Annotated in this window: 18 protein-coding genes; 5 read left to right on the top strand and 13 right to left on the bottom strand. The window is 64.0% G+C overall.

All coding sequences use genetic code 11. From position 1 onward, the window contains the following. Positions 1-99: 99 nt before the first annotated feature. Genes ACSQ76_RS12715 through ACSQ76_RS12705 form a run of 3 tightly spaced genes read right to left on the bottom strand, consistent with a single transcriptional unit; the run spans position 100 to position 3,754 of the window. Positions 100-2,289 carry a xanthine dehydrogenase family protein molybdopterin-binding subunit gene (locus ACSQ76_RS12715; protein WP_437156867.1) on the bottom strand — a complete coding sequence of 730 codons (2,190 nt, stop codon included), beginning with the start codon at positions 2,287-2,289 and terminating at the stop codon, positions 100-102. After that, complete coding sequence (locus ACSQ76_RS12710; RefSeq protein ID WP_437156866.1) at positions 2,286-3,257, bottom strand: FAD binding domain-containing protein; 972 nt, start codon at positions 3,255-3,257, stop codon at positions 2,286-2,288. The genes ACSQ76_RS12715 and ACSQ76_RS12710 overlap by 4 nt, the downstream gene beginning before the upstream one ends. Continuing rightward, on the bottom strand, positions 3,254-3,754 hold the full coding sequence (locus ACSQ76_RS12705) for a 2Fe-2S iron-sulfur cluster-binding protein (protein WP_306128951.1): 501 nt from the start codon (positions 3,752-3,754) through the stop codon (positions 3,254-3,256). The genes ACSQ76_RS12710 and ACSQ76_RS12705 overlap by 4 nt, the downstream gene beginning before the upstream one ends. A gap of 319 nt (positions 3,755-4,073) precedes the next feature. Here ACSQ76_RS12705 and ACSQ76_RS12700 point away from each other — a divergent pair, with 319 nt between their 5' ends. Next, complete coding sequence (locus ACSQ76_RS12700; RefSeq protein WP_306128952.1) at positions 4,074-4,901, top strand: Ku protein; 828 nt, start codon at positions 4,074-4,076, stop codon at positions 4,899-4,901. Next, entirely contained in the window at positions 4,898-7,348 is a 2,451-nt protein-coding gene (ligD, locus tag ACSQ76_RS12695) for a DNA ligase D (RefSeq protein WP_437156865.1), read from the top strand. The genes ACSQ76_RS12700 and ligD overlap by 4 nt, the downstream gene beginning before the upstream one ends. Positions 7,349-7,415: 67 nt before the next feature. Here ligD and ACSQ76_RS12690 read toward each other — a convergent pair whose 3' ends face one another. After that, a complete protein-coding gene (locus tag ACSQ76_RS12690) occupies positions 7,416-8,270 on the bottom strand; it encodes an SDR family oxidoreductase (protein WP_437156864.1) in 855 nt (284 codons plus the stop codon). 155 nt (positions 8,271-8,425) lie between these two features. On the opposite strand from ACSQ76_RS12690, the gene ACSQ76_RS12685 reads away from it, so the two are divergent. After that, a complete protein-coding gene (locus ACSQ76_RS12685) occupies positions 8,426-8,977 on the top strand; it encodes a DUF421 domain-containing protein (protein WP_437156863.1) in 552 nt (183 codons plus the stop codon). Between the two features lie 39 nt (positions 8,978-9,016). Here ACSQ76_RS12685 and ACSQ76_RS12680 read toward each other — a convergent pair whose 3' ends face one another. The 3 genes from ACSQ76_RS12680 to ACSQ76_RS12670 form a co-directional block, all read right to left on the bottom strand. Then, positions 9,017-10,135 carry a PqqD family protein gene (locus tag ACSQ76_RS12680; RefSeq protein WP_437156862.1) on the bottom strand — a complete coding sequence of 373 codons (1,119 nt, stop codon included), beginning with the start codon at positions 10,133-10,135 and terminating at the stop codon, positions 9,017-9,019. A gap of 156 nt (positions 10,136-10,291) precedes the next feature. Further along, positions 10,292-10,618: a hypothetical protein gene (locus tag ACSQ76_RS12675; protein ID WP_437156861.1), complete on the bottom strand. Its 327-nt coding sequence runs from the start codon at positions 10,616-10,618 to the stop codon at positions 10,292-10,294. A gap of 72 nt (positions 10,619-10,690) precedes the next feature. Further along, positions 10,691-12,031: a S8 family serine peptidase gene (locus tag ACSQ76_RS12670; RefSeq protein WP_437156860.1), complete on the bottom strand. Its 1,341-nt coding sequence runs from the start codon at positions 12,029-12,031 to the stop codon at positions 10,691-10,693. 181 nt (positions 12,032-12,212) lie between these two features. Between ACSQ76_RS12670 and ACSQ76_RS12665 the strand changes: the two genes are divergently transcribed. Both ACSQ76_RS12665 and ACSQ76_RS12660 read left to right on the top strand, forming a co-directional pair. Beyond that, complete coding sequence (locus ACSQ76_RS12665) at positions 12,213-12,737, top strand: sigma-70 family RNA polymerase sigma factor (RefSeq protein ID WP_437156859.1); 525 nt, start codon at positions 12,213-12,215, stop codon at positions 12,735-12,737. Then, positions 12,734-13,441 carry an anti-sigma factor family protein gene (locus ACSQ76_RS12660; RefSeq protein ID WP_437156858.1) on the top strand — a complete coding sequence of 236 codons (708 nt, stop codon included), beginning with the start codon at positions 12,734-12,736 and terminating at the stop codon, positions 13,439-13,441. The genes ACSQ76_RS12665 and ACSQ76_RS12660 overlap by 4 nt, the downstream gene beginning before the upstream one ends. Before the next feature lie 769 nt (positions 13,442-14,210). Here ACSQ76_RS12660 and ACSQ76_RS12655 read toward each other — a convergent pair. From ACSQ76_RS12655 to ACSQ76_RS12630, 6 genes are read right to left on the bottom strand one after another with little or no spacing between them, the layout of a single operon-like run. Further along, the gene (locus tag ACSQ76_RS12655) at positions 14,211-15,521 is read right to left on the bottom strand and encodes an McrC family protein (protein ID WP_437156857.1); all 1,311 of its coding nucleotides are present in this window, start codon (positions 15,519-15,521) and stop codon (positions 14,211-14,213) included. Next, a complete protein-coding gene (locus ACSQ76_RS12650; RefSeq protein WP_437156856.1) occupies positions 15,518-18,136 on the bottom strand; it encodes an AAA family ATPase in 2,619 nt (872 codons plus the stop codon). The genes ACSQ76_RS12655 and ACSQ76_RS12650 overlap by 4 nt, the downstream gene beginning before the upstream one ends. A gap of 58 nt (positions 18,137-18,194) precedes the next feature. Continuing rightward, positions 18,195-18,479 (bottom strand): hypothetical protein, encoded by a 285-nt coding sequence (locus ACSQ76_RS12645; RefSeq protein ID WP_437156855.1) that lies wholly within the window; start codon positions 18,477-18,479, stop codon positions 18,195-18,197. Then, entirely contained in the window at positions 18,479-21,622 is a 3,144-nt protein-coding gene (locus tag ACSQ76_RS12640; RefSeq protein ID WP_437156854.1) for a UvrD-helicase domain-containing protein, read from the bottom strand. Before ACSQ76_RS12640 ends, ACSQ76_RS12645 begins: the two co-directional genes overlap by 1 nt. Then, entirely contained in the window at positions 21,619-24,210 is a 2,592-nt protein-coding gene (locus ACSQ76_RS12635) for a PD-(D/E)XK nuclease family protein (protein ID WP_437156853.1), read from the bottom strand. Before ACSQ76_RS12635 ends, ACSQ76_RS12640 begins: the two co-directional genes overlap by 4 nt. Positions 24,211-24,233: 23 nt before the next feature. Then, a complete protein-coding gene (locus ACSQ76_RS12630) occupies positions 24,234-25,277 on the bottom strand; it encodes a helix-turn-helix transcriptional regulator (RefSeq protein ID WP_437156852.1) in 1,044 nt (347 codons plus the stop codon). Between the last annotated feature and the right edge of the window lie 54 nt (positions 25,278-25,331).

Below are 25,331 nucleotides of genomic sequence, written 5' to 3'. Positions count from 1 at the left end.
GCGCATTGTATCCGGTGCATCATGTCAGACGATCTGCTTCTCCGTTCCGCCGCGCAAGGCAACGACGTCCACAGTGCTAACCGGCGCGGGCCCCGGCTGTCATGTCAGCCCTGCCAAGAGGCGATCAGGTGTGGCGGGCAGATCGCGGACCCTGACGCCACACGCGTGGTGGATGGCGTTCAGGATTGCAGAGCCCGAGCCGCAGATTCCCAGCTCGCCGATGCCCTTGGCCGCGAGCGGGCCGGCCCAGGGGTCGGCATCCTCCAGCAACTGCACGTCCAGGTGCGGCACATCCGCATGGACCGGCACGTGATATTCCGCCAGATCGCGGTTCACGATGTGGCCGTCGCGCCGGTCGTGCGTCATGTTTTCCGTGAGCGCCAGGCCCAGACCCCAGGCCATGCCGCCCTGCGCCTGCGACCGCGCCGTGCGCTGGTTCAGCACACGGCCCACCGCAAAGGTGCCATGCATCCGGCGCACCCGCACCTCGCCAGTAATGTCGTTGACGGCGACCTCCGAGAAGACTGCGCCCCAAGTGGCCTGGCGCACCTTTTCCAGCGCTTCACCGGGCTCGAGCTTGCCACGACCGCTTACGGCTTCGCCCCCAAGCAACTCGACCAGTGATCGCCTGCTGTTGCCGCAGATCGCAAAACCATCGACCAGCGTCAGATCCGCAGCATCGCAACCCATGAGGCCGGCGATGTGCCGCCGGATCTCCTCGCACGCGAGCCAGACGGCGGTGCCTGTGGAGGCCGCACCGACAGAACCACCGGACCCCGAGCCGGGGGGCAGGTCGGTGTCGCCAAGCGTCACATCCACATCCTGCACGGCGAGCCCCAGCCCTTCGGCGGCGATCTGGCCCAGGATCGAGTAGGAGCCGGTGCCGATATCGGTCATGTCCGTCTCCACCACGGCGCGACCTTCCGGCGTAAGCCGCACTTGCGCCTCGGCGTCCATCACCATGTTGACCCGGACGGCCGCGGCCATGCCGGTGCCAATCCACCATTCGCCTTCGCGGTGCTGGCGCGGCTGGGTGGGGCGATCCTGCCAGCCAAAGCTGTCACGCCCCCGTGTCAGGCAGTCCGCAAGCCGGTGCGAGGAGAAAGGGGTGTCGCTAACGGGGTCCGTCTCGGGAAGGTTGCGCAGGCGAAGCTCGACCGGGTCGAGCCCGGTTTTCTGGGCAAGCTCGTCCATCGCAACCTCGAAGGCGGTCACCCCGACCGCCTCGCCTGGCGCCCGGACCGAGCCGGCGGCAGGGCGGTTCAGGCGAACGAGTTCCGAACGCAGCAGCCGGTGAGGCGCCGCATAGGTGAAGTAGCTGCCTTGCAGCACCGGCTCGGCGAAGGCCTCTCCCGGCAGGTTGGAGAGCCGCGCCTCGTGACCGATGCCGGTCAGCTTTCCATCCCGGCCGGCAGCGAGGCGAATGCGCTGCCGGGTCTCGGTACGGCGGGTGTTGACCTCGAAGACCTGCCGACGATGCTGCACCACGCGCACCGGCTTGCCCAGTTCGCGCGCGGCGAGCGCTGCGGCGACGCATTCCGCCGAGATCCCCAGCTTGGAACCGAAGCCACCGCCGACGAAGGGCGCGCGCAGGCGGACTTTATCGGATGCAATCCCAAGGCTGTCGGCCAGTTCGTCGCGATTGTAGCGCAGCATCTGTAGGGAAGCGTGAAGGGTTATGTGATCGCCATCCCATTCCGCGACGGCGGCGTGCGGCTCCATGGCGGCCGAAGTGAGGGCAGGGGTGGTGTAGGTTTCATCGACCAGCACCTCGGCTTCGGAAAAGGCGGCCTCGGGCTCGCCGGTGACGGACTCCTCCTGCATGTCGTCATCCGCCTCGCCATTCTTCGGCAGGACGGGCAGGCTGGCTCCGTTGCAGGAAACCTTGAGACGGTTGGCGGCGTGCCAGGCGGTCTCGAAACTTTCAGCGACGACAAGGGCGACCGGCTGCCCCACGTAGTCTGCCGTTTCAACACCTTGGACCGGCGCTTCGCCCGCGGTGCCCTGGGCGGCGTTGCGGATCATGCGCGCGTCCTGCAGGACCAGCTTGACGCCGGGCATCGCCCGAACCTCCTCCACATTCTCAAGCCGCACGGCACCGAGCCCGGGCGCGCGCTTCAGAAAGCCGTGCAACAGACCCTCCGGCAGATGCTCGGCGGCGTAGCGTGCGGCGCCAGTCACCTTGCTGCGCCCGTCGCGCCGCTCCATATCGGCGCCTATAACGCCGTCTTGCGACGGTTTCGCAAGGTCATCGTTCTCGGGGCCGTCTATCTGATAATCGAGCGTCATCGTGTCACCTCCGTCAGCACCGCTTTCAGCACCCGCTGTGCCAGTGGCTTCTTGAATTCGAGCCCCTCGCGCAGCTCTGCGTTCCGCATCAGCACCTCACCTGCCTTGTCAAAGAGCGCGTCCGAAGGTCGCTCTCCCCTCAGCAGCGTGTCCACCTCGGCATCGCGCCACGGCTGCGTGCCGACGCCGCCAAAGGCAAGCGCGGCACTGGCGATCTTACCGTTCTCCATTCGCAGCACCGCCGCGGTGGAGACCAGGGCGAAGGCGTATGAGGCGCGGTCGCGTACCTTGCGGTAGGCCTGCCTGTCACCCGTAGGCGCGGGTAGGCGGATGGCGGTGATAAGCTCGCCGGGCTCCAGGGTCGTTTCGATATGCGGGGTCTCTCCGGGAAGCCGGTAGAAGTCGGGCAGGCCGGCCGTACGCGTGCTGCCGCCCGAACCGCGGATGACCACCTCGGCGTCCAGCGCCCGCATGGCCACGGCCATGTCGCTGGGATGCAGCGCGATGCAATGTTCCGAGGTGCCGAGCACGGCGTGGTTGCGTAGTTCGCCCCCGATGGCGGCACAGCCAGAACCGGGGTCACGCTTGTTGCAGGCGGCGTCGACGTCCTGGAAATAGGGGCAGCGGGTGCGTTGCAACAGATTGCCAGCGGTGGTCGCCGTGTTGCGGAGCTGCGGCGAGGCACCGGCCAGAAGCGCGCGGGAGAGCACGGACCAGCGGCGACGGATGCGCGAATCGTCGGCAAGGTCGGAGTTGCGCACCGTGGCGCCGATCTCGATCCCGTCGTCGGTTTCCTCGATCCGGTTTAGGCCGAGATGATTGACGTCGACCAGCCTGTCGGGGGTCATGACCTCCAGCTTCATCAGGTCGAGCAGGTTGGTCCCGCCGCCGATGAAGGCGGTGCCGTCGCTGGCGTCGTTCAGGGCGGCCTCGGCGGTGTCCGGGCGGTGATAGTCAAATGGTCTCATTTCGTCGCGGCCTCCTCGATGGCAGCCACGATGCCCGAGTAGCACGCGCAGCGGCATAGGTTTCCGCTCATACGCTCGGTGATCTCCTCGCGGGTCAGACGCATTTCGCCCTCCAACTCGCCGGTGACATGGCTGGCGCGCCCCGCGCGCACTTCCTCCAGCATGGCCGTGGCCGAGCACAACTGCCCGGGGGTGCAATAGCCGCATTGCATCCCGTCGTGGTCGAGGAAGGCCTGTTGCAGCGGCGAGAGGCTTTCACCGTCCGCCAGCCCTTCCACGGTCACGAGTTCAGCACCATCGTGCATGACCGCGAGGGTGAGGCAGGCGTTGATCCGCCGGCCATCGGCGATGACGGTGCAGGCCCCGCACTGGCCATGGTCGCATCCCTTCTTCGAACCTGTCAGGCAAAGGTGATCGCGCAAGGCGTCGAGAAGTGTCACCCGCGGGTCCAGATCTAGCTGATGACGGGTGCCGTTTACGGTGAGGGTGGTTTGCATCCTGATGTCCTTGCTGTCGGGGCCGCCGGCGCGGGGCGCGGGGCAGGGGTGGCGCGGAGGGCTGCCGCAGAGGCGGTCGGTCCCGCGCCGAGACGCAGGACATTGACGAAAGGGAAACAGGCGCGTGGGCGAATTGTTCCGCCGGGGCCGCAGACGGTCGGCATGGCGCAGTTCGGTGCCGCAGGTGAGCGATGAAATCGGCCGGCGCAATTCTCAGGTCTTTTATCCTGCTTTGCGCTTTTTTGAAGTTGAACCCGTGGAAGGGTTCGGGCGTTAAGCCTCGGACGAAGGACGCTTGACTGCAGGAAAGACACGAAACATGGCATCGCGCGCATTGTGGAAAGGACAGCTTCGCCTGTCGCTGGTCTCAATACCGGTGGAGATTCACTCGGCGCGAAATTCCTCTTCGCGCGTGTCGTTCCGGCAAATTCACGGCCCGTCCGGCAAGCCGGTGCGCTACCAGAAAACCGTGCAGGGTGTCGGTCCGGTCGAGAACGATGACATCATGAAGGGCTACGAGACCGAGGGCGGCGATTACATCCTGCTCGACAAAGACGAGATCGACGCCATCAAGCTCGAGACGAAAAAGACGCTGGAACTGGTCCAGTTCGTCGAAACCTCGGAAATCGCGCCTATCTGGTTCGACCGGCCCTATTATGTCGTGCCGTCCGACGAACTGGCAGAGGATGCCTACCGCGTGGTCCGGGACGCGCTGCGACAGACGAAAAAGGCGGGCCTGGGCCAACTGACCATGCGCGGCAAGGAATACCTGTGCGCCATCCGCCCCTGCGGCGACGGCCTGCTGATGGAGACGCTGCACTACGAGGAGGATATCCGCGACGCCGACCCGCTGTTCTCGGGGATCGAGGACGACGCTCCGGACAAGGAACTCCTGGAGGTCGCCACCCAGCTTATCGACAAGAAGACCGCGCCCTTCGACGCTTCGGCCTTTGAAGATCACTATGCGGCGGCCCTAAAGGACCTGATCGCGGCCAAGATGAAATCCAGGAAGACACCCCGCGCCAAGGCCGCGGATGACGGCGGCGGCGCCGATGCCGAGAATGTCGTCGACCTGATGGATGCGCTGAAGAAAAGCCTCAAGCAGAGCAAGGGCGGCAAGACCACCCGCCGCAAGAAGGCCTCATGAGATCGCTCGACGCATACGAGAAGAAACGGGATTTCGACATCACGCCCGAGCCCCGCGCCGAGCTTGTCGACGCCGGGGGAGACAGGCTTTCCTTCGTGGTCCAGAAACATGATGCCAGCCGACTGCATTATGATTTCCGGCTGGAGTGGGGCGGTGTGCTGCTCTCATGGGCGGTCACCAAGGGCCCCTCCGGCGATCCCTCGCAAAAACGACTTGCGGTGCGAACCGAGGATCACCCCGTTTCCTACGGCGACTTCGAAGGCACCATTCCAAAGGACGAATATGGCGGTGGCACCGTCATGCTGTGGGACAACGGCTGGTGGGAGCCGCTGCACGACCCCGAGGAGGGACTGAAGGCCGGCAAGCTGCATTTCCGCCTGCATGGTGCCCGGATGAAAGGTGGCTGGGCGCTGGTGCGGATGCGCGGAAAGAAGAGCGAGAAGCGCGAAAACTGGCTTCTGATCAAGGAACGCGATGATTTCGCCGGGCGCTCGGCCGACGCGCTGATCAACAAGCACCGAACTTCCGTGACCACCGGCCGTGCGATGCGCGCGATTGCCTCCGACAAACCCGCCGCCACACCTGCGAAACACGACAAGCCGCTGCCCCGGTTTCACAAGGTGCAGCTGGCCACCCTGCGCGACGCCCCGCCCGAAGGCGCGGGCTGGCAGCACGAGGCCAAGTTCGATGGCTACCGCTGCGTGATCGCGGTCGGCAAGGGCGGGGTGCGGCTTTTCTCGCGCAATGGTAAGGACTGGTCGGATCGGTTCGGGACCCTCTGCGAGCCGGCGGCAGCGCTGGAGTGTGGCTCGGCCCTGATCGACGGGGAGGTGATCGCCGGGGCCGGGGGAGGCGACTTTTCGACCCTCCAGAGGGCATTGAAGACCGGGGATCCGCTGACCTGTTACCTCTTCGACATCCTCGCCCTCGATGGCAAGGATCTCACCGGCAAGCCGCTGTCGGAGCGGCGCAAGGCGCTGGAAGGGCTCATGGAGGGTCAACCGCCCCGCGGCCCCCTGCGCCTCAGCCCGGTCATCGAAGGCGACGGTGCCGCCGCACTGGCCGCCATGTGCGAGGCCGGGGGCGAAGGTATCATTTCCAAGCGTACCGACGCGCCCTATCGCAGCGGTCGCAGCAAGGGCTGGATCAAGTCCAAGTGCATCCGCCGCGCCGAGTTCGTGGTCGCCGGCTGGTCTCCCTCCGACAAGAGAGGCCGGCCGTTTTCCTCGCTCATCCTGGGAAGCTACGAAAAGGGCGCGCTGGTCTATCGGGGCCGGGTCGGCACAGGCTTTGACGGTGACGACATGACGGCGCTGATGGCCGAGCTTAAGCCGCTAGCCCGCAAGACACCGCCGTTCGACGAAGACTTGCCGGACGAGGCCCGGGACGCCCGCTGGGTGACGCCAAAGCTGGTGGTCGAAGCGGAATATACCGAGTTCACCAGCGAAGGCCGGATACGCCACGGGGTCTACAAGGGGCTTCGCGAAGACAAGGAGGCCACCACCGTGAGTGCCAGCGCCGAAGCAAAATCCGACAGCGGCGACGACGAAAAGACCATTGCCGGTGTCCGCATTTCCAGCACCTCCCGAACCGTATACCCCGATGCGGGGCTGACCAAGGGCGACGTGGCCGGGCACTATGCCCGCGTGGCGGAACGGATGCTCGAGCAGACGGCCGACCGCCCGGTGGCGTTACTGCGCTGTCCCGATGGCATATCGGGCGACTGTTTCTTTCAGAAACACGCCGGCAAGGGCTTCCCCGATGGGGTCAAATCCTTGCCCATCGAGGAAAAGGACGGCGATACGGCGGATTACATGTATGTTTCGGGGGCCGAGGGTCTCCTCGGAGCAGCACAGATGGGCACGCTGGAGTTCCACGTCTGGGGCGCCCGCCGCGACCGGATCGAGCGTCCCGAGAGGATGGTCTTCGATCTCGATCCCGATGAAGGGCTTGCCTTCGACGTGGTCAAGGCGGCGGCACAAGAAGTGCGCGAAGGCCTCGAAGCGTGTGGCCTGGACGGTGCCCCAATGGTGACGGGCGGCAAGGGCGTGCACGTCATCGTACCGCTGCGTCGCATCAGTGAATGGGAGACGGTGAAATACTTCGCCAAGACGTTCGCCACCGTGCTTTCCGAACGATATCCCGATCGCTACACCGCCACCATGTCCAAGGCAAAGCGCAAGGGACGTGTGTTCATCGATTGGCTGCGCAACGAGCGCGGCGCCACCGCCATCGCACCGTACTCGCTGCGCGCCCGCCCCGGCGCCGCGGTCGCGGTGCCGGTCACCTGGGCCGAGCTGAAGGACCTGAACCGGCCCGACGGCTTTCATGTCGACGACATGAGTACGCGTTTGAAACGCCCGTGCCCGCTGCAATCGGCAACGGCGCGCGGCATCGGAACCGAGGCGGTGGAAGCGCTGGAAGACTGGTCGCGCGGCGGCGCCTGACAATCCGATGTCGCGGTTCTGTTGCTCTAAGGCCTGCCCGCCAATGGCGGCAGATGGGGCGCGTCCCTCAGATCATCGGAATGCCGCCGGTGACCTCTACCGTCGCGCCGGTCGTGTAGCTGGACAGTGGATCGGCAAGCATCACGAAGGCAGTGGCGAGTTCGGCAGGCTGCGCGGGCCGGCCGATCGGCTTGTCCTCACCGAAATGAGCTGCGGACTCCTTGGGCAGCGTCGCCGGGATCAGGGGCGTCCAGACCGGGCCGGGGGCGACACAGTTTGCGCGGATACCGCGCGGCGCCAGCATCTGCGCCAGCCCCACCGTGAAGTTCTGGATCGCCCCCTTGGTTGCGGCATAGGCCAGCAGGCCGGGGTTGGGCTTGTCGGAATTGATCGACGCAGTGTTTATGATGGAACTACCCTTTTCCATGATCGGCACCGCCGCCTTGCAAAGATAGAACATCGAGTGGATGTTGGTGCGGAAGGTCATCTCCCACTCCTCATCGGGGATGTCTTCCAGCGTGTCGAAATGCATCTGGTGCGCGGCGTTGTTGACCAGGATGTCCAACCGACCGAAGGCCTCGTGCGTGTCGCGTACCAGCGTCCGGCAGTGATCGGCGCTCTGGATGTCGCCGGCCATGACCTGCCCGCGCCGTCCGGCCTTTTCCACCAGCGCACGGGTCTCTTCCGCGTCCTCGTGTTCCTCCAGATACGAGATCATCACGTCGGCGCCTTCGCGCGCGAAAGCCAGAGCCACCGCGCGCCCGATGCCGCTGTCGCCGCCGGTGACGAGGGCGGCCATACCGTCGAGCTTGCCGGACCCCTCGTAGCTGTCCTCACCGTGATCCGGGCGGGGCTCCATCCGATCGGTGCGACCGGGCGTGCTCTGGGGTTGTTCGGGGAAGGGGGGCTTGGGATGGGTCATGGGAGTGCTCCGTGGTGGGGTCTTTGAGTCAACAGCCGCGATCATCCAATGTTCCCGCCCAAGCTGCGTTTGCCCGCATGTCGGGTCGAAAAGTGCCAAGGCCAGGAAAAAGATTAGGTAGGAGGCACAACCGAAGTCAGGAGAGGGCGAATATCATGGACTGGTCGGAAATGTTGTTTCAGGGGTGGAGCGGGATCCTTCGCACCGCGATCGTCGGCACCCTTGCCTATGCGGCGCTGATCGTTGCATTGCGGTCTTCCGGGAAACGGACCCTCGCAAAGCTCAACGCGTTCGATCTGGTGGTGACGGTGGCTCTTGGCTCGACCCTGGCGACGATCCTGCTCAGCAAGAATGTGGCGCTGGCCGAGGGCGTGACGGCTTTTTTTCTGCTGATCGCCTTGCAATACGGCGTGACGGCCCTCTCCGTGCGCTCGAAATCGTTCGCCCGGGTCGTCCGCTCGGAACCGACATTGCTGCTGCGCGATGGTGAAATCCTGCCCCGTGCGATGAGGCAGGCCCGGGTTACGCAGGAGGAACTCGAAACGGTTGTGCGTACCGAAGGGCGGTTTGATCCGAAGACCGTGTCTGCCGTCATTCTGGAATCCGACGGCTCCTTTTCGGTCATCGAAGGAACAGAGGCGACCGATAGCGCGGTATCACGGCTTTCTCAGTCCGGGGTCGCGACGCCCGAAAAACATGCCGGATAGCTGGTGTTCTCGGCACCGCTCAGAAGGTGACGTCGCCAATCAGGTCGGATTGGGCAATGGGCCGGGTTCCATCGTCACCAACCCTCTTTGCTTCATCTGACCAAGCAGCATGGCGACATCCCGTCCGATCATCTCCACAGGGGTTGTGGGAAAGGCGTCGTGCAAGGCGCGCACGATGCAGGTGCCGGTCTGATCCTGTTCCAGAAGAGTCCAGATTGCGCCACCTACAGCATTGAGCCTGAAGAAGTTCCGATCCGCCATCTGCCAGAGAAACATATCCTCGCCAATTTGCCGGGTCACCACGTCAGAAGCGCGGACAACGCGAAGCGAAAGGTCTGCCGGAGGTGCATCGGCATCAGGATCGCTCAGGGGCAAGGCCGGGGCCAACGGCGCTTTCAACCGCGGAATCCCGGCTGCTTCGAATGTCTCTCGGATCAGGGATACGGCGTCTTCCAGGTCGGAATAGACGAGTGTGAGACAGACAAGGTTTTCCGCCATCGCGGCGACCCGGTCGTAGTGCGATCCGGCGTCACCGGGATCTGCAATGTTCTGACGGATCAGAAACCCGGCTGCATCCGCGGTCGAAAGCTCGTGAAATCGCGCGCGCCTGCCGTCCTGACGGCACAGCACGATCATTGCGGCCAAGGGCGCACGGGCGCCCAGCGACGCCTGGTGCGGAAGTTTGAGGAAGCCGTAGCGTTCATCGCTGACAGTCAGGTTCGCGGCCACATGGTTTTCGAACGCGCCGCTCAGCCCCTCGGGCAACGGCAGGCGCAGTCGCGGCTGCACCCCAAGCGCCGTGGCGACGCCATTCTCGTCTACCGGCAGGATGTCGTCACAGAAAAGCGCGCAATCCGGCTCGGTTCCAAGCCGCGCGACAAGGGTTGTCTTTCCGGCCCGATAGGGGCCTGTAAAGGCCACGAGGTGCCCGTTGACCTGCACAGCCCCGCAGTGGAAGCCGAATATGCCGGGCCGTGAATCAAGGTAGCCTTGCAAGATATCGGCCACCGCTCCGCAGGTGACCCCGGCGGGGCCGAGCTTCGTCAATGGCCTGTCCGACCACCACGACTGGAACTGGAATGTGCCGCCCTCATCGCGTCGCAGGACCGTCGCGGGCGTGTCGGTATCACCTGAGGCGGCAATCTCCCAGTCGGGCATGACCGTTCGGATAGCATCATGTATCGAGGGGCATCCCTGCAATTCGACGGCATGCGATGCGGCGGGAAACACCATGCGTGAAACAGAACTGTCCGGGGCGCACGGCGTGCACGCCCCGGTACTTGGCTGTTTGACGAACCATCCGACCATCGAACCCTAGAGACCGAGATCGCGGAGAGCCCCGCGCACTGCATTGCCGAAGCTTATGCCCCGGCCGGAACGACGTCCGCCGGACGGACCCGAGCCACGGCTGCCACGGCTTCCGCCAAAGCCACCGGATCCCCGGGATCCGCCGCCAAAGCCGCCGCCGGACCCGCCGGAGCCGCCTCTTCCACCGCCAGAGCCACCGCCGCTGCCGCCGCCAGAGGCATGCGCGGCGCCGAGATGCATCATCACGGGGGCGACATAGGCCGCGCCTGTGGCCAGCCCAAGCCGCGTCAGCATACGGCGGCGCGAAATTTTGACGTTCTTTTCATCTGCCATGGTTCCTCTCCTTTGCGTTTTCCGTCGACCGCTCATGGCGGCCACGTAGGGAAAACGGAAGGCGCCGGATCTTTATTCCCCGGAGACCGGGAGAAACTCCGTATCGTGGGCGAAACATTGCCCGGGGGCTGCGACCAACCCATCGCCGAACACGGTGTCGCGCCCCGGCGCACCAAGGTCCTTGGCGCAGCGCACCATCTCTGCGACGGTCCTATCCAGCGAAACAGCCGGCGCGCGCGCACGCTGCACCGCGAGCGAAGCGGTCACGAACGGCGCAGCATAGGACGTACCCGACTTGAGCCGCCCTCCGGAAACCGAAGCGGCCGCCCAGATCCGCACACCAGGCGCGGCAAAATTGATGTACGGCCCGTGATTGGCCTGACGATACACGTCCTCTTCGCGATCGATCGCCGTCACGGCGATGACCGCCTCGAACGCGGCCGGGTAAGCCGGCTCGGCTCCCGGGCCATCATTGCCCGCCGCGGCAACCAGCGCCGTCTCGACCGCGGCTGCCCGGCTGATCATCTCCTCGAGGATCGCGTTGTACGGTCCGGAAAAGCTCATGTTGATGACATCCACATCAGCCGTCATCAACAAGTCCATCGCCGAGGCGAGTGAATAGACGTCCGCCTGCTCGCCAAGATAGCCGCGGTGGAATGCTTCGACCGCGACCAGTTCGGCGTTGGGCAGCAGTCCCGGCACGCGATAGTCCAGCCGCCCGATCAGCATCGCCGCAATCGCCGTACCATGCTTGCGCCCGGCCTCCGCCCGTTCGCCCAAGTCCGCCTGGTGGACGACGAGCTTCTGACCGCTGAGCGCTGGATGATCCTGATTGATGCCGGTATCGATCATTCCGATCCGTGGTGCATAGATGCTGGGCCAACCGGACCAGCCTATCATTTCATGCGCATCGCAGCCCTCTTCGTCACACAGAAACGCGTCTGGCGTGTAGAAGTGGTTCTCATCCATCAAGGCCCCTGGCAACAAACCGCCAAGATCGGCCAGCGCGTCCTCTATCGAACGTCCGGTCGGCGGATCCAGCCGGTACAACCGGCCCTCCAGCAGGTCGTTCGAGGCAGTGGCGCGAACTTCGTAGCCAGCGTCGATCGCAGGCGTGATGCTCATGCCCGCCGGCAAGAGCAGCAGGATTTCCGGAGGTGGCGGCGGCGATTGCGTGGGTCGAGCTGCACGCGGCCGGTTCGCCCGTGTCCTTGTCTGGCGTCGGGCCGGTCGCCAGGACTCCCTGCCGCCGCTTCCGCCACTGCCTGCGCCGCTTCCGCCTCCCAATCCGCCCGATGCATGTGCCATGCCCAGATGCGTCAGGGCCGGTGCAGTATAGGCCGTGGCACCGGCAAGCCCGATACGTTTCAGAAGCCGGCGGCGGGTCAGGTCCGGGCGGTCATCGTAAGTCATCGGCCAAAAGCTCCTGTTCAAAGGCTTGGGGACAGCACAAAAAGAGAGAACGTGCAGCGCAAGCTGATTATTCCAGACTGAATATAGATTTTCGCGCGCCGGGAGGGAATAAATCCCGCCACGGCCCGTTCTGGTTATGTAATACAGCTTGCAACCGCTCCCGCCCACAGGACACCCCCGCATGACTGACGATGTCAGACAGCAAATCATCGAACTGCTACCCAGGCTGCGGGCTTTTGCGCGGTCCCTCGCGCCAGGCTGGGATCAGGCGGATGATCTCGTGCAGCTCACGGTCGAAAAAGGTTTGCGCAATCTTTCGGGCTTCACCGAGGGCACCCGGCTGGACAGCTGGCTTTTTCGTATCATGCGCAACGCGTGGATCGACCAGCACCGCGCGCGGCGGGACGCCGTCGAAATCGGCCAGGTGGATATGGCACAGCAATTGGTGGGAGAGGACGGACGTCGGGTCACCGAGGCGCGGCTGGAACTGGTACGCGTTCGTAGGGCGATGGACGCCTTGCCTCAGGAACAAAGAGAAGTCCTCATGTTGGTTTGCGTGGAAGGGTTGCGCTACCGCGAAGCAGCGGACGCGCTGGATATTCCCGTGGGGACTGTCATGAGCCGGTTGGCCCGCGCCCGCGCTACGCTCGCATCCGAGCTGGGCATGCAGCCCGAGACCGCGCCGAAAAAAGGAGAAGCGCGATGAACACGCCAAATCACGTAGAGGTAAGTGACGAGATGCTGATGGCCCTTGCCGATGGTGAACTTGATGGCGCAACGGCTGATGACCTGCGCGCAAGGATCGAACAGGATTCCGATCTTGCGGCGCGCTACGCCTTGTTTGCCGAGACGGCCGCATCGCTGCGCGCGGCCTTTGCTCAGGGTGCCGTTCCCGAGCATCTTGTCAGGGCTGTTCGCAGCACCGCCATCACGGAAAGCCAGGACCGGTCCGGGGCCACGGTCGTGCCAATGCGCCGCCGCATCGCGTGGCCCTTGGCACTTGCGGCGTCGCTGGCAACCGGCATCGGGTTCGGCTGGACCCTGCAGGACAGGTTTGCTCCAGCCGGCGCGGCAACGCTCGAACATGCGGCCGCGGCCCTGTCCGACGTGCCTACCGGACAGACCCGGGACGTTGCCGGTCTCGGACCGGCACGTGCGCTTGCCAGCTTTGAGACCGACCAAGGCCTATGCCGTCTCATTTCGGTGCAACCGGTGGTCTCCATGCCCCGAAGGATCCTGGCATGCCGAGAAGCGGGCGGGTGGACTGTTGCCGTGAGCGTCGCGGAAGGTTCAGGCGATGGGTTCTCACCGGCAAGTGACGCGGCGACAGAAATGCTGGATCTGTACCTGGATACGATCGGTGCGGGCCAGCCCCTGGATGCGGCAAGCGAAGCGAAGATCTTGAAATAAGGATGGATGAGAGTTCTCGGGTCCTTTCATCAAGCTTATCGTCGCTTGTAAGGCCTTCTGCCGGTCGCTCTGTTCGCGATCACCTCCAACCGCCCACCGGTCATCGCTTCGCCGGATCAAGTCAGCCAAGGTTCGCCTCGAAATCATGCGATCCTGCGCGTGAGATATGCGAAGCGATACGCGCCCAAAAAAGGAAAACGGGACCTAATCAGCGACTCCGCAAATGAGCGCTATCGGGGCAGAGCTCCAAGTGAGCGTCGAGGAGCTGATTTGCTGGAAATTTGGCTCCGGCGGTAGGGGCGGGTGCCGGCCAGCAAACACCTTTGAAATCAAAGGAAAATTTCCTCCGAGTCCGGATCGAATCCGGCGGTGTGGCAACACGTGTGCCGTACGCTGTGCACGTAGTCAACAGGTACACACGTCGGCATGGCTTGTGGTGCGAGCGCTCAATGCTGCGCTCATGTTTGCACACCGTCTGCCACTCCGCCACGATGACCAACCGATCGGAGAAGACATGTAGGGGGGCGGTTCACGAAGCTGGTGGGTACGTTGTATTGGTTAAGTTCAAACCTCGCCAAAGACGTCGATGGTACACTTTTGCCTTGCTCGACAAACCCGTCGAATGCGGGAGGCAATTTGTACAGAATCGTGACGTACTTCGGCGACCAATTCGGGCAACAAAACTCAATCCCTACATATCCGGTATTGAGCCAGTTCGAGGAGTCCAGAATGACACGGCTCGACAGGTTGCTCAATCTGACTTCCGGTTTCAGATGGCCGTTACATTCGTCTGTGGGAGGAACCTCGACACGAGCGACGCCAAAGCGCCGGCAACAGATGAGTGGCTGGCCGAGACGTCGATAGTCGAGACGATGAGACGGTCCGTCCCCGCAGCCAGCGCGATGTCATACTGCCTGCAGATCAGCTCCGGCGGTAATCCATGGTGGTGGGGATAGAGCAACATGACCCGATCGCACTCGTAGATCCGCGAATAGGCCATGAGCTGATACACGTCGGACTGGCTCACCCCCTGTTTCGGGTCGTCGATCCGGGGCGTCATGCGTTTCCACTTCGTATCCAAAACCATAGCGATCCCGTTTCCGTCACGGATCAAAATGTCTGGTCGCGTGCGGAAGCGACCCGTGCCGTCCTCGTACAGGCAGTCACGGTGGCCGCCCTGCGTGGTCGCCCGAAACGCCGTGCCGGCCAAGGCGCGCTGCAGCAGCCTTGCGATATATTCCTCAAAGAGCGTGTTCATCTCGAACAGAAGGGCGTGCCCCTCTGAATGTCCGGCGCTTGTCATTTGGTAGCGTTCTCCCAGAAGTAGCCGAGCGAGAGACAACAGTTCCCGCCAACGCCCGCTGGTTCGATCGAGGACGATGCGGTCCCAGCGCAGCGCCGAGGGGGGCACCGGAGTGACGCCGGCATAGGTGAAGGACAATTCCCGCAGGCAGCGCTGGTTGTCGGCTGACGTAGACAAGCGGACAAGATGTGAGATCGCGGCCTTCATTACCTGGTTCAAGGCGATATCGGCTGAAAGCTCGTCATAACGGCAGGCGAGCCTTTGCGGCTGCGCCGCCAGCGTCGAGAACTGCCGCGTCACGTCCAGACTTCCGCGAAGCGCCGGAAGGTAGTCTTCATGCGCAATGTAGCGTCGCGGTATACCCTGCCGCACGGCTACCAGCATCTTGCGGCAGAACAACCGGATCAGGATCTCAAGCAGGGTGTCGCGCTGCCAGTCGAGGCTCGCCGCGTCCTGCGCGTCTATCCGGATATCCCGGGCGATGGCCAGCATGTGAACGAGCCTGCGGCGCAAGGTTTCGTCGGCCACATCGGCCTCGTCCATCGCCTCGATTTTGGGGAGGATCTCGAGTTGGCATCCGGGGACAGAGATCACGCCGACGACGCCACGCGCGCGCAGGTGTGTGCGCCGGTGTTCCAACACACCCTCGCCGCCGCGCCCTGCGAAGGAAGAGCGCCGCGAGGCTTCCACCAGCCGGGCGGCGTCCGCTTCGGCTATGGTCGCGTCATCCTCGCCATAGGCGATTTTCTCCCATTCCCGAAGGCTGCGGCGGATCATTCGCCGCCCAGTCCGGAATAATCGAAGCCGCCGTCGCATAGCGACCAGCGATAGCGGGGGGCGCCGTCACCGTCCTCCATGCCGGGCGGCACTTTCAGAACGTCCCGGATCATGAAGCCCCCGCGCAACATCTGCTCGTCGGAAGAAGCGTCGCCGAGCACGGCGGCGACCTTGCTCCAGTCCTCAAAGAAGTATTCGGCCAGCAGCGGAATGACCTTGTGACGCATCGCCGCGTCGACGTCCTCGCGGCTGGTGCAGTTGATGAAATAGGCGTGTCCGATCTGGTGCTCGCGGTCGTAGAGATATTCGATGCGTTCGTTGAGGACGGTCAGGATGCGCGGCAGGTCGAGTCCACATTCTCGGGCCGCATCCCGCAGTGCCTCCGGCTCCGGGAGCATCTCGCGGAACTCGAACCGGCGACGCAGGGCCGTGTCGAGGAGCGCGATCGAACGATCGGCCGTGTTCATGGTGCCGAGGATGTGGAGATTGGCCGGAACGCCGAATTCCTCTCCGGAATAGGGCAGACGCGCGGCCAGTGCATTCGGCATCCCGATCCTCTTGTCGGGTTCGATCAGGGTGATCAATTCGCCGAAAACCTTCGAGATGTTGGCACGGTTGATCTCGTCAATGATGAGGACGTGAGGCTTTGCCTCTCGCGAAATGGGCCCGCTCTCACTGTTCAAGTAGCTTTCGAGCGCTGCGACATCCAAGCGCGCTCGGTCGAGCGGATAGATTGACCGCATCGTGAATTTGCTGTCGTAGATTTCGCTCGCGGGCACCCCGGTCCTGTCGACCCAGAGCCACCTCACAGACCGGCGGTGGCAGTATTTACGGTTTTCGCGCTGGCGGTATTCGTAATCGCCGGTGATTTCACCGATCGCCCGAAACAGGCTGTTCCCCTTGGTCACGACGATGATGTCACCGATTTCCATCTGATTGCGAAAGGTGTCCATCTGGGCGACTTGGCCCGACGACAGGGATACTTCGCCCTCATCGCGACATGCCTGCAGGATCTGCTGGATGTCGGAAAATTTCTCGTCGGTGAAGTCTATGTCTTCCCAGCCGAGCAGCGTGTGGCCTTCGTTCATGGCCTCTCCGAAAAGGTAATTCTGCGCGGCGTCATTCGCTTGCGCGATCGACATCTTGAAGACCTGCCGGCCCTCGAGTGAGAGGGCATTCTCGTCCAACTCCGGCGGCGTCCCTTTCTGGGCGCGGGCCGCGATCCGGCGGAAGATTCCCGGCACGGTCTCGAGCCGGAAGCCCGATCCGGAACCCTCCTGCGTGCCCTCTGTCGTCGGCTGCCGGCCTTCGATGAACTCCTCGTAGGACATCGACTGGTGGAAGGTGACGAATTCGATCCGGTTTTCCGCGCGGAGCCGGTGATAGGCCTCTATGAGATCTTCGCGTTTGTTCGGCACTGGCTCCTGGCAAAGGCGCAGCGCCTCGGCCGCAGTCTGATAGGTTTTTCCAGTGCCGGGAGGGCCGTAGAGAATGAGGTTTATCGCTGTTTGCGGCCTACCCTCGTCATTTGTTGCGGCAATTGCGTTTTCGTTCATGGGGTCTTCGACCTCGTAATTGTGGACTACCCAAAGCGCGCTCTGGACATCGATGAAATCTCGGGGAGCCAATCCCCTTTCGGTAAATGCTTCGCGCACCGCCCTCATGAAGGCCTGTTCCAAGCGATATGTTTCGGCCAAGTTGTGGGGTGCCGGAAACTTCTCTCCGACCGCGTCCTGCCACAAGTCATCGCGAACTGTAGCCCTGATGTAGGTTCCAACGGCCGGCGAGAGATGCATCAAAAGGAATTCTCCTATCTGTCTTGCACTGTCGCGCTGATTTCCCGGAACTGCTTCGCACCAGCTATCGACAAACCTTGCAAGGGCCGTACCATGCGCCTCTTGCGGGCCGCTGGCTGCTTCGGCCATTGCAAGAAGAGCTGGACCAGTCAGGTTACGATCCGCTTTTCCATTCGGCGTTAGAGGAGCGGTGACACGCCAGTTGAGAAGGTTGCCATCGCTAAGAGCATTGACGAGATCAGCAACCCGCGCTTCAGCGTCCTGATTGCGGAGGCTTTCTTCGATGAGACGCTTGGTTGCCAGCTTGTAGGCTCTTTCACTTTCGTCGAATTCTCTGCAAGGCGGATCGAATGACTGAAAGTTCGGGAAAGCTGTCTTTAGCTTGAGTACCCAACGGTCGATTGTGTTCGGTATAAGTGCCAGCGTCAGTCCGTGCTGTTCGGGCTCCTTCGCGGCGAGATAAGGGGTGATCAATGCCTCGCCTTTCTCTGTCGGGGACATGAAGCCGTCTTCCATCCGAAGATACCCGAATTTGTCCAGCCTGCGCATGACGGCACGATCAAGCCAGATATAGCCGTCCGTCAGCTTTAAACCATCCATCGGGATCCGCCCGTTGGCGATCTGAAGGTAGGAGACGAACAGGGCGATACCGCGAGTTTTGGGCTCGCTGTCCCGACCGATGTCTCCCTCATACCACCAGTCCCGATCAAGAGCAGCGGAGTTGGGCTTCGGTTTTCTCTGCCTGCTGGCCGAGTTGGGCTTGCCGTCGATGTGAATGCAATTTTTTCTTAAAATTTTTTGAGCGTCTTCGAAGTTCAATTGGAAGGCCCTTGGTTCGATTGATCGGATTGGTGTGTTTCGGCTGTGAATTCGTATATTACGATCCCTTTGCGACACGATATATTTGCATGCCGCATTCTACGTTGGGAGCATCCGTCATGAGGTCCGCCATGAACGGCATGTTATCTTCTATACTTCCACACATGTCACGGAGCTGATCACCTTTGAATTCGGATTTCCATGTCTCACCATCGTGCATGAGGTGGTTGCGACGCAGGTAAATGCAGTTGAACTGCATTGATTGAATGGGGACAATTTTGCCAAGCCTGAGGGCGGCAACGACAGGCCGTTTGGCATCGCCGATCCATCCAAAAAAGGACATCAGGCGGGCTCTTCGATCGGCGCATCTGCGAGGCTCAGTGCGCCTTCGCTCATCCAGTGAATGGCAAGGCCTTGCACTGGTTTGTCGGGCCAGTACCTCCGGACAATCACGGCATAGGCGTCCAGCTGTGGCCGGTAGCCTGCAAAGCGCGCGTCGGGGTCGGGGCAGGGGCCGGATTTGTGATCCACGATCAGCAGGCCCTTTGGGCCCTCGGCGAGGCAGTCGAGGATTGCGTTCGTCTCCGACCCATCGGCCGCGATCTCCTGCAGGGGCAACTCGAAGTGGAGCTGGTCATAACCCTGCCCAGCCAGCCAGCCGGTCAGTGCCTCTGCCTGTTTGCCGATCTGGGCAATAGCCGCCTCGGGCAAGCCGGTGGCCGAGGCGATCCGATCTGCCAGGTCGGGACGCTCGGCAAGAACGCGGAAAGCCAGGTGCCAGGCCGTGCCACGCTCGGTTGCGCTGCCTGTGCGGGTCTCGGCGACGCCGTCCGCCAGCTGGACGGTCTTGAGTGGCGCGGCGGGCACCGGTTCGGTCTCCGCGATGGTCGAGGGGCTGCGGCGCCATGGCGTCCGGGGCATGTCCGGCCCGTCGCGTGGGACGCCGAACTGGTGACATGTGTTGGTGGCAACCTGCACAGGTTGGTCAGGTTCGTCAGGGAAACCTTCTGCGACCCGCACGGCAAAGGACTGGCCCGCGACGGTCAATGCGTCTTCTGATGTATCGAAACCGGCGCGGTCGCGCAGTAAGTCGACCATGCGCTCTGCGGTGTCGCGCGGTTTGGTCCTTTCCCGCGGCAAGACAAGGATCAGCCGATCCCGCGCGCGCGTCAGCGCGACATAGAGCTCGCGGGCCGCGCAGCGTTCATCCTCCGGGCGACGGGCCTCGGTGAATGGGGCCTGGGATTCCGGCGCGGCAAAGTCGGGCAGGTAGCCCAGTCCGGCATGGTCGAGCACGTTGTCCAGATCGTCGAAACCATCGAATTCCGCGCGCATGGTGCCGGGGCGTTCAGCGATCTTCTTGTCCAGCCCGGCGACAACGGTGATCGGCCATTCGCGACCCTTGGCGGCGTGCCAGGTGCAAATCTCGATGCCGGAGGAGGACCAGCCATCCGGGTCGGGATGGCGATCCCAGTCCTTGGCAGACTGGCCGGCGATCCAGCCGAGAAAGACCTGCGACCCTGCGCCGTGGAACCCGGCTGCGGCGCGCAGGTCCAGCGCCATGGTGTCGAATTCCTGCGCTTCGGACTCGAGGCGTGCAAGATCGGCCAGCGCCTGCGCGGGTTCCGCCAAGCCGGCCGCCCAGTCGCGCAGGGCGCCGGCGTGCAGGACGGCGGCGACCGTCTCGGCGACAGGACGTGTCGCCGCGCCTGCAGTCAGGTTGCGCAGGGCCGTGAGCGAGACGTGCGCGCCAAGCACTCCATCGACCGAGTTGCGCAGTGCGTCCTCCAGCGGCACGCGCGGCGGGCCGAGGGTCAGCCAGGTCAGCGCGGCGTTCAGGTCGTCAGGATCTGCGGCGTAGGCGAGGGCGGCGCGAGCCGCGCGCATCGCTGGCGAGGTCAGCCAGCCGTCCTGCTGGATGCGCACCGGCAGGCCGTGTGCCTCGAGTGCGGCGGCGGCGGCGCTGGCCTTGGCGTGGGTGTAGGTCAGCACGGCCACGTCGCTGGGCCGGGCGGGACGCATCACCTTTCGCGCCTTGTCCCAGACTTGCGTCCCGGCCTCCAGGATGTCGGCCACGTGATTGGCGATGCACTCCGGCGTGGTGTCCTTGCGGCCTTTCGGCAGGTGCAGCGCTTCCAGCGCGGTCTCACCTGTTGCAGCGCGTTGCGGGGTCAGCGGGTCATAGTGGTCGAACAGCGTCGGGCCGAGCGCGTTGACCATTTCCATGATGCGCGCCTCGGAGCGCCAGTTGCGGTAGAGGGGCGTGACGGTGTCTGGTCTGGCGGCCTGCAAGGCGTCGCTGAGGCGCGGGTCGGCGCCTTGGAAACCCATGATCGACTGCTTGGTGTCTCCTACGATCAGGGCTCGTTTTGCCCCGCGCGCCAGACGCCAGAGCAGGGCAAATTGCACCGGGTTGGTGTCTTGGAACTCGTCGATGACGACGCAATCGATCTCGCCCAGAACGGCCTGCAGGATATCGGGCCGAGTGCGCAGCAGGCCCTCGGCTTCGGCGATCATGTCGGCGTAGTCGATCAGCCCGGCCTTGCGCTTGGCTGCCTCGTATGCGGCGAGAACCTGCTGCGCTCCGGTGACAAGCGCGGTGAGATGGGCGCGGGCATCGGAAAGCGGGCCCGGGTGTCGTGGTAGAGCGTCTGCGGCCTCTATGATGGCTGCCGCAAGCGCGTCATAGCCTTCAGGCGTCTCGGCGCCTCGCTTGGTCAGGCGGAGGTTGCGCAGTTTCTGCCAGAGGGCCCAGTCCCGCTCCAACACCCGATCGGTTGCGCCTCGGCGCAGGTCGCGATGGTTATCCGAGAAGGATTTCACGGCCGAGCCGTTGCCCTCGAATAGAGGGGCGAGGCTGTCGGGGAAGGCGTCCAGCAGATCGCGGATCGCGCGTTGCAGTGTTGCCGTCAGCGCTGCGCCATCAGGTTCAACCGGGCCATATCCTTCGGCCAGCGCATCGAGCGCGGGCTTCAGGATCTCGGACGATTGCCCGCGAGCGCCAAGGCCACGGATCAGGTCGACCGTCTTCAGAACATTGGCGCGAAATCTGTCTTCGGCGCTGGACTGGGTAAGGAAATCCCAAGCGTAGCCGAACCTCCCCAGATCCTCCATCAGGGGCTCAAGCGCCGCGCAGCGTGTCATCTCGAGCCGGATCAGCAGATCGCGTTCCGGCTCGCTCAGCAGGCGGTTGTCGGGTGAGCGCCCGGCGGCGAAGGCGTGTTCCGTCAGCAGCCGCTGCCCCAGCGCGTGGATCGTCCCGATGTAGGCGCGGTCGATGTCCAGGGCGTCGTGAAGCCGTCCGCGGTCCATCAGTTCGCCGCGCACGCGGTCGCGCATCTCGGCAGCAGCGGCCTCGGTGAAGGTCACTGCAAGGATGCGACCGGGCGCGACCTCGCCCAAATCGACCCATTCCCCCAGCGTCTTCTGGATGTGGTATGTCTTGCCGGCGCCAGCCCCGGCGGGCACAAGGGACAGCTGCGTCATTGCGCGTCCTCCTCTGTTGCGGTTTCCGGAAGGCTGAAAGCCGCCACCAATGGCGTGTCGAGCGCGTAGGCCTTGATCCCGCGGTCCTTGTCGAAGGTTCCTGCATCGTCGGCATGGTTGAGGCGGATCGTGCCTGCGCCAACCTCGGCCAGCACCTGTGCCAGATGGTCCATTGCGTTGACAGAGGCGTCCTCACCCGCAGTTTCCACTCTTGGCACATCGCCGCCTTGTGAATCCGACAGGACGGTGCCGTCGCGCAGCATGTGGTAGGCCGTGACGATCTGTGCACCGTCGGCGACGAGCCGGGTCAATGCCGTCTCTTCCGTGGGCCGTTCCAGCATGGCCCGGTAGAGTGCGACCTGCAGGTCCCAGCCCCTGGTCATCCGGTCGCGTCGTCCGCCCGCACTGGACCGTTTGTGATCGACCACCAGGATACGCCCGTCGGGCAATTTCAGCAGGCAGTCCGCCTTGCCGTGCAGCAGCAGGCCGCCATGCTCACCCTTCAACGCGATCTCGTTGTGCAGGACACCGGCGCCGGTCTTCCGGAGGAAATCTGCCCATGCTGTGCAAATGTCGCGCGCCTCGCGCAGCAGGCTGCGGCGTTCGGTGGCCCAGGCGGCGTCAGTCAACCAGGCGGCATGACGACGGATCGCAGCATCGAGGTGGCCCGGAATCGCTGCGTCGAGTTCGGTTGCCTCAGGCACCGGGGTGCCCTCTGCGAACGTATCTTCAAGCACCTGGTGCATCAAAGTGCCGAGGGTCATCACGTCCAGCGTCTCGGGGGCCCAAGTCAGATCCTTCGCACCCAACTCGTCCAGAAGCCATCCCAGCGGGCTGACCAGCATGGTTTCCAGCCGCGACGGCGAATGCGGCAGGGGGCCGTCCTCGGTTGCCCGCAAGCTCAGGAGATCGACGCCGGGCCTATCGGGCGTGCTGACGCGACGCTGGATACGGATCAGGCCGTCTTCTGGCAACTCGGGTGCGCCGCCGTTCGGGACAGGGGTGGCGCGTGAGGCGGCGACGGGCCAGTCCTCATGCGGCTCCGAACGTAGGTCGACGACAAGATCGGCCGGCTCCTCCGCGCCCAATATGTGCGCGATCAATGCAAGGCCGGTCGAAGGCGTCAACCGGTCGCCCTTCAGGTCCAATGCCGGAACAAGCAGGGTCAAACCCTCGGTGGCGACTCCAAGTTGCCGGCGGAACAGTTCCAGTCCCCGGGCAAGTTTCTGCTGTCGTCCGTGCAGCATCAGGCCGGCATCGCGCATCATCGCGATCTCGCCCTCGGTGAAGAACGGGCCAGAGCCGGGCAGGCGCGGCCAGTGCCGTCCGGCCATGCCGAGCACGATCAACTGCCGGACCGGGCGCCAAGGCAGGGCAGCCTCTGTAAATAGCGACACGCCTTCGGCAAATCGGTCGTTGCCTTCCGCCGCGACAGATCCAGGTGCGGCGAGGCGATGCAGCAGCGGCCAGTCGAGCGTGTCGCCGGATGCGGCCTTCAGGGAGGCGATGCCCGGATGCAAACCGGCCTCGGGCGTTGCCCGGGCGATGGCCCCAAGCCGACCGAAGAGTTGCTCCGGCGTGTGGCATGGACGCAGGGCATCCAGCAGATCGCGGGCCGTCCCGGTGAGATTCGAGGCCGTGCGCGACCAGCCCCGGTCGATCACCTCACGCGCCATTTTGCGCCCGGTCTTGGGCGGCCAGGGCATCCCGTGTGAGATGTAGAGCGAGGCCAGGGCGGTGCGCGGTGCCGGGCCGGCGAGCGTGACGAGCAGAAGCGATAGCACCTCGCCCGGACCATCGCGCCTGGCCCCCTGGGCAGGCAGACCCGAAATCGGCAGCCCGACGCGGTCGAAGGCCGTGCGCAGAGCCATAGGGTAGGCGGCGCTATCCGGGACCAGGAGGCCGATTTCGCCTGGGTGATCCACGCGTCCCTCGTCCAGCATTGACTGTGCTCGGGCGGCTGCGAACCCGGCCTCCTCGTGTGGGTCGCGCAGACCGTAGCACGCAACAGACGCATCTGGCGCGACCGGATCCGAGCCTTTCCCGAAATGATCCTGCAGGTACCGCAATGCGCTTCCCTCGGTGGACTGGGCATGCGGTGAAGGCCCGTCTGCGTGACCGTGATGCGTGCGCAGGGCTTGTTCCAGCGCGGCTTCTACAGGCGTGGCAAATGTGCATTCCTGACCAATCAGGGGCAGGGGTTCCAATGCGTCTGCGGCCCGGCTCTGCAAGACGTGGCGCCATGTGTTCAAAGGGCCGGGCAGTGTGCCGAGGTTCCGCCAGAGATCGCGCAAGGCCGTCACATGGGAGCGGGCGCGACCTGCGGGCAGACTGTCGAGCACGACATCGGCGGGATCGAGAGACGGTGTGGCATTGGCAAGGGCCAGCAGGCTCGCCTCGACGGCTTGGGCGGTCTCATCCGGGGCAGCAGTAAAGCTGTCGGACCAAGGCGCTCCCGAGCCGAGGTGATCGCCGAGGTTCAGCTCCGGCCGCCGCGGTGCCAGATAAACCTCTGCCAGCAGATCTTCGGTGACGGGGCGCAAAGCGCCGGTCGCCGGAGAGCGGGTCATCAGGGGATCGATGCGCATTAGAAACCTTTTCGAATCATTAACTATCGTCTCCACCACCGTGGCGCCGTGAGGTGGCAAAATCTGTCATGGTCAGGGTAGTGCGAGGAAATCGGCGCGACGATGCGCGGCGACCATCTCTCGCAGGGGGGAGGGGACAGAACCTCGACCTGGTCGCCCCATTGATACAGATGCCAGGCCATTTCCATGTGGCCCGACGCGTTGAACCTCACGGTGAGTGCTCCGTCGGGCTCTTCAAACATTTCCTGTCCCGGGTGAAAGACGAAATGGCGGGCGACGGGCGCAGCCTCCGGCGTGAAACGCCATAAGACCGGGCCATACTCGTCATCCGAATGGAACGAGCCGAATGCCAGCGCTGAGAATTGGGCGAGGTCAAAGTCCGGTGCGGGGACGAAACCCTGGCCGGTTATTCGGACCTCGCGGATGCGGTCGAGTCGAAAGCGCCGCATCTTGCCATCGCCTGCAACCGGCCGGGCGACGAGGTAGCGCCGGATGCCGAGCAGCAGACCATAGGGTTCCAGCAGGCGATCGGAGATAGTGCCATTTCCAGACGTGTATCTGACCTCGATCGTGAAGGGCGCGCGCAGCGCCTCGGTCAGCACCCCCAGCGTGTGCGGGTCCAGCACGACACGCGGACCCGGACGCGAAGCGAAGCCCTGCGCCTCGAGCAGTGCATCGGCGTCGGCTTCGGCCCGTCGGGCCTGGGATGACGGCATAGCGGCGAGCAACCGGTCTCGAAGCGCACGCAGCCGCCTTGCATCATCCGGCGCACCGTCCCGCTCCGCGCGCTGAGCCGCCAAGTCCAGCGCGGCCAATTCATCGTCACGGATCCCCTGGGCTTGGAGCCAGCGCGGGTCGGAGCGGGGAAGGCGCCACCGTCGACGGCGATCCTCGTCATCTTTCACCTCGGCCTGCGGGAAAGCGGCTTCGAAGGCGCGTGTCATCCGCTGCGCCGTGCGATGGTCGCATCCGAATTCCTCGGCGATCTCTTGCAGTGATACACCTTCGAAACGCGCAGTCGCCATGTCGGCGAGGCGAAGCAGGTCGTTGGCCTTGCTGTAAGACATTTGGGGCTCCGAACGGGTGACAGGTTTTGACATCCTTCTCCGTTTCACTGAACC

The organism is Roseovarius sp. B08, from assembly GCF_051417955.1.
Taxonomy (GTDB): Bacteria; Pseudomonadota; Alphaproteobacteria; order Rhodobacterales; family Rhodobacteraceae; genus Roseovarius.
Note: the sequence above shows the minus strand (reverse complement) of the source record. Positions and strands in the feature narration are given on the sequence as shown.

Excerpts from the sequence above, each read along its gene's own strand:
- ACSQ76_RS12660 (WP_437156858.1), top strand. The coding sequence starts at position 12,734 with ATGAACACGCCAAATCACGTAGAGGTAAGTGACGAGATGCTGATGGCC.
- ACSQ76_RS12675 (WP_437156861.1), bottom strand. The coding sequence starts at position 10,618 with ATGGCAGATGAAAAGAACGTCAAAATTTCGCGCCGCCGTATGCTGACG.
- ACSQ76_RS12670 (WP_437156860.1), bottom strand. The coding sequence starts at position 12,031 with ATGACTTACGATGACCGCCCGGACCTGACCCGCCGCCGGCTTCTGAAA.
- ACSQ76_RS12705 (WP_306128951.1), bottom strand. The coding sequence starts at position 3,754 with ATGCAAACCACCCTCACCGTAAACGGCACCCGTCATCAGCTAGATCTG.
- ACSQ76_RS12630 (WP_437156852.1), bottom strand. The coding sequence starts at position 25,277 with ATGTCTTACAGCAAGGCCAACGACCTGCTTCGCCTCGCCGACATGGCG.
- ACSQ76_RS12680 (WP_437156862.1), bottom strand. The coding sequence starts at position 10,135 with ATGCCCGACTGGGAGATTGCCGCCTCAGGTGATACCGACACGCCCGCG.
- ACSQ76_RS12645 (WP_437156855.1), bottom strand. The coding sequence starts at position 18,479 with ATGTCCTTTTTTGGATGGATCGGCGATGCCAAACGGCCTGTCGTTGCC.
- ligD (WP_437156865.1), top strand. The coding sequence starts at position 4,898 with ATGAGATCGCTCGACGCATACGAGAAGAAACGGGATTTCGACATCACG.
- ACSQ76_RS12635 (WP_437156853.1), bottom strand. The coding sequence starts at position 24,210 with ATGCGCATCGATCCCCTGATGACCCGCTCTCCGGCGACCGGCGCTTTG.
- ACSQ76_RS12655 (WP_437156857.1), bottom strand. The coding sequence starts at position 15,521 with ATGATCCGCCGCAGCCTTCGGGAATGGGAGAAAATCGCCTATGGCGAG.
- ACSQ76_RS12685 (WP_437156863.1), top strand. The coding sequence starts at position 8,426 with ATGGACTGGTCGGAAATGTTGTTTCAGGGGTGGAGCGGGATCCTTCGC.
- ACSQ76_RS12700 (WP_306128952.1), top strand. The coding sequence starts at position 4,074 with ATGGCATCGCGCGCATTGTGGAAAGGACAGCTTCGCCTGTCGCTGGTC.
- ACSQ76_RS12665 (WP_437156859.1), top strand. The coding sequence starts at position 12,213 with ATGACTGACGATGTCAGACAGCAAATCATCGAACTGCTACCCAGGCTG.
- ACSQ76_RS12715 (WP_437156867.1), bottom strand. The coding sequence starts at position 2,289 with ATGACGCTCGATTATCAGATAGACGGCCCCGAGAACGATGACCTTGCG.
- ACSQ76_RS12640 (WP_437156854.1), bottom strand. The coding sequence starts at position 21,622 with ATGACGCAGCTGTCCCTTGTGCCCGCCGGGGCTGGCGCCGGCAAGACA.
- ACSQ76_RS12710 (WP_437156866.1), bottom strand. The coding sequence starts at position 3,257 with ATGAGACCATTTGACTATCACCGCCCGGACACCGCCGAGGCCGCCCTG.
- ACSQ76_RS12690 (WP_437156864.1), bottom strand. The coding sequence starts at position 8,270 with ATGACCCATCCCAAGCCCCCCTTCCCCGAACAACCCCAGAGCACGCCC.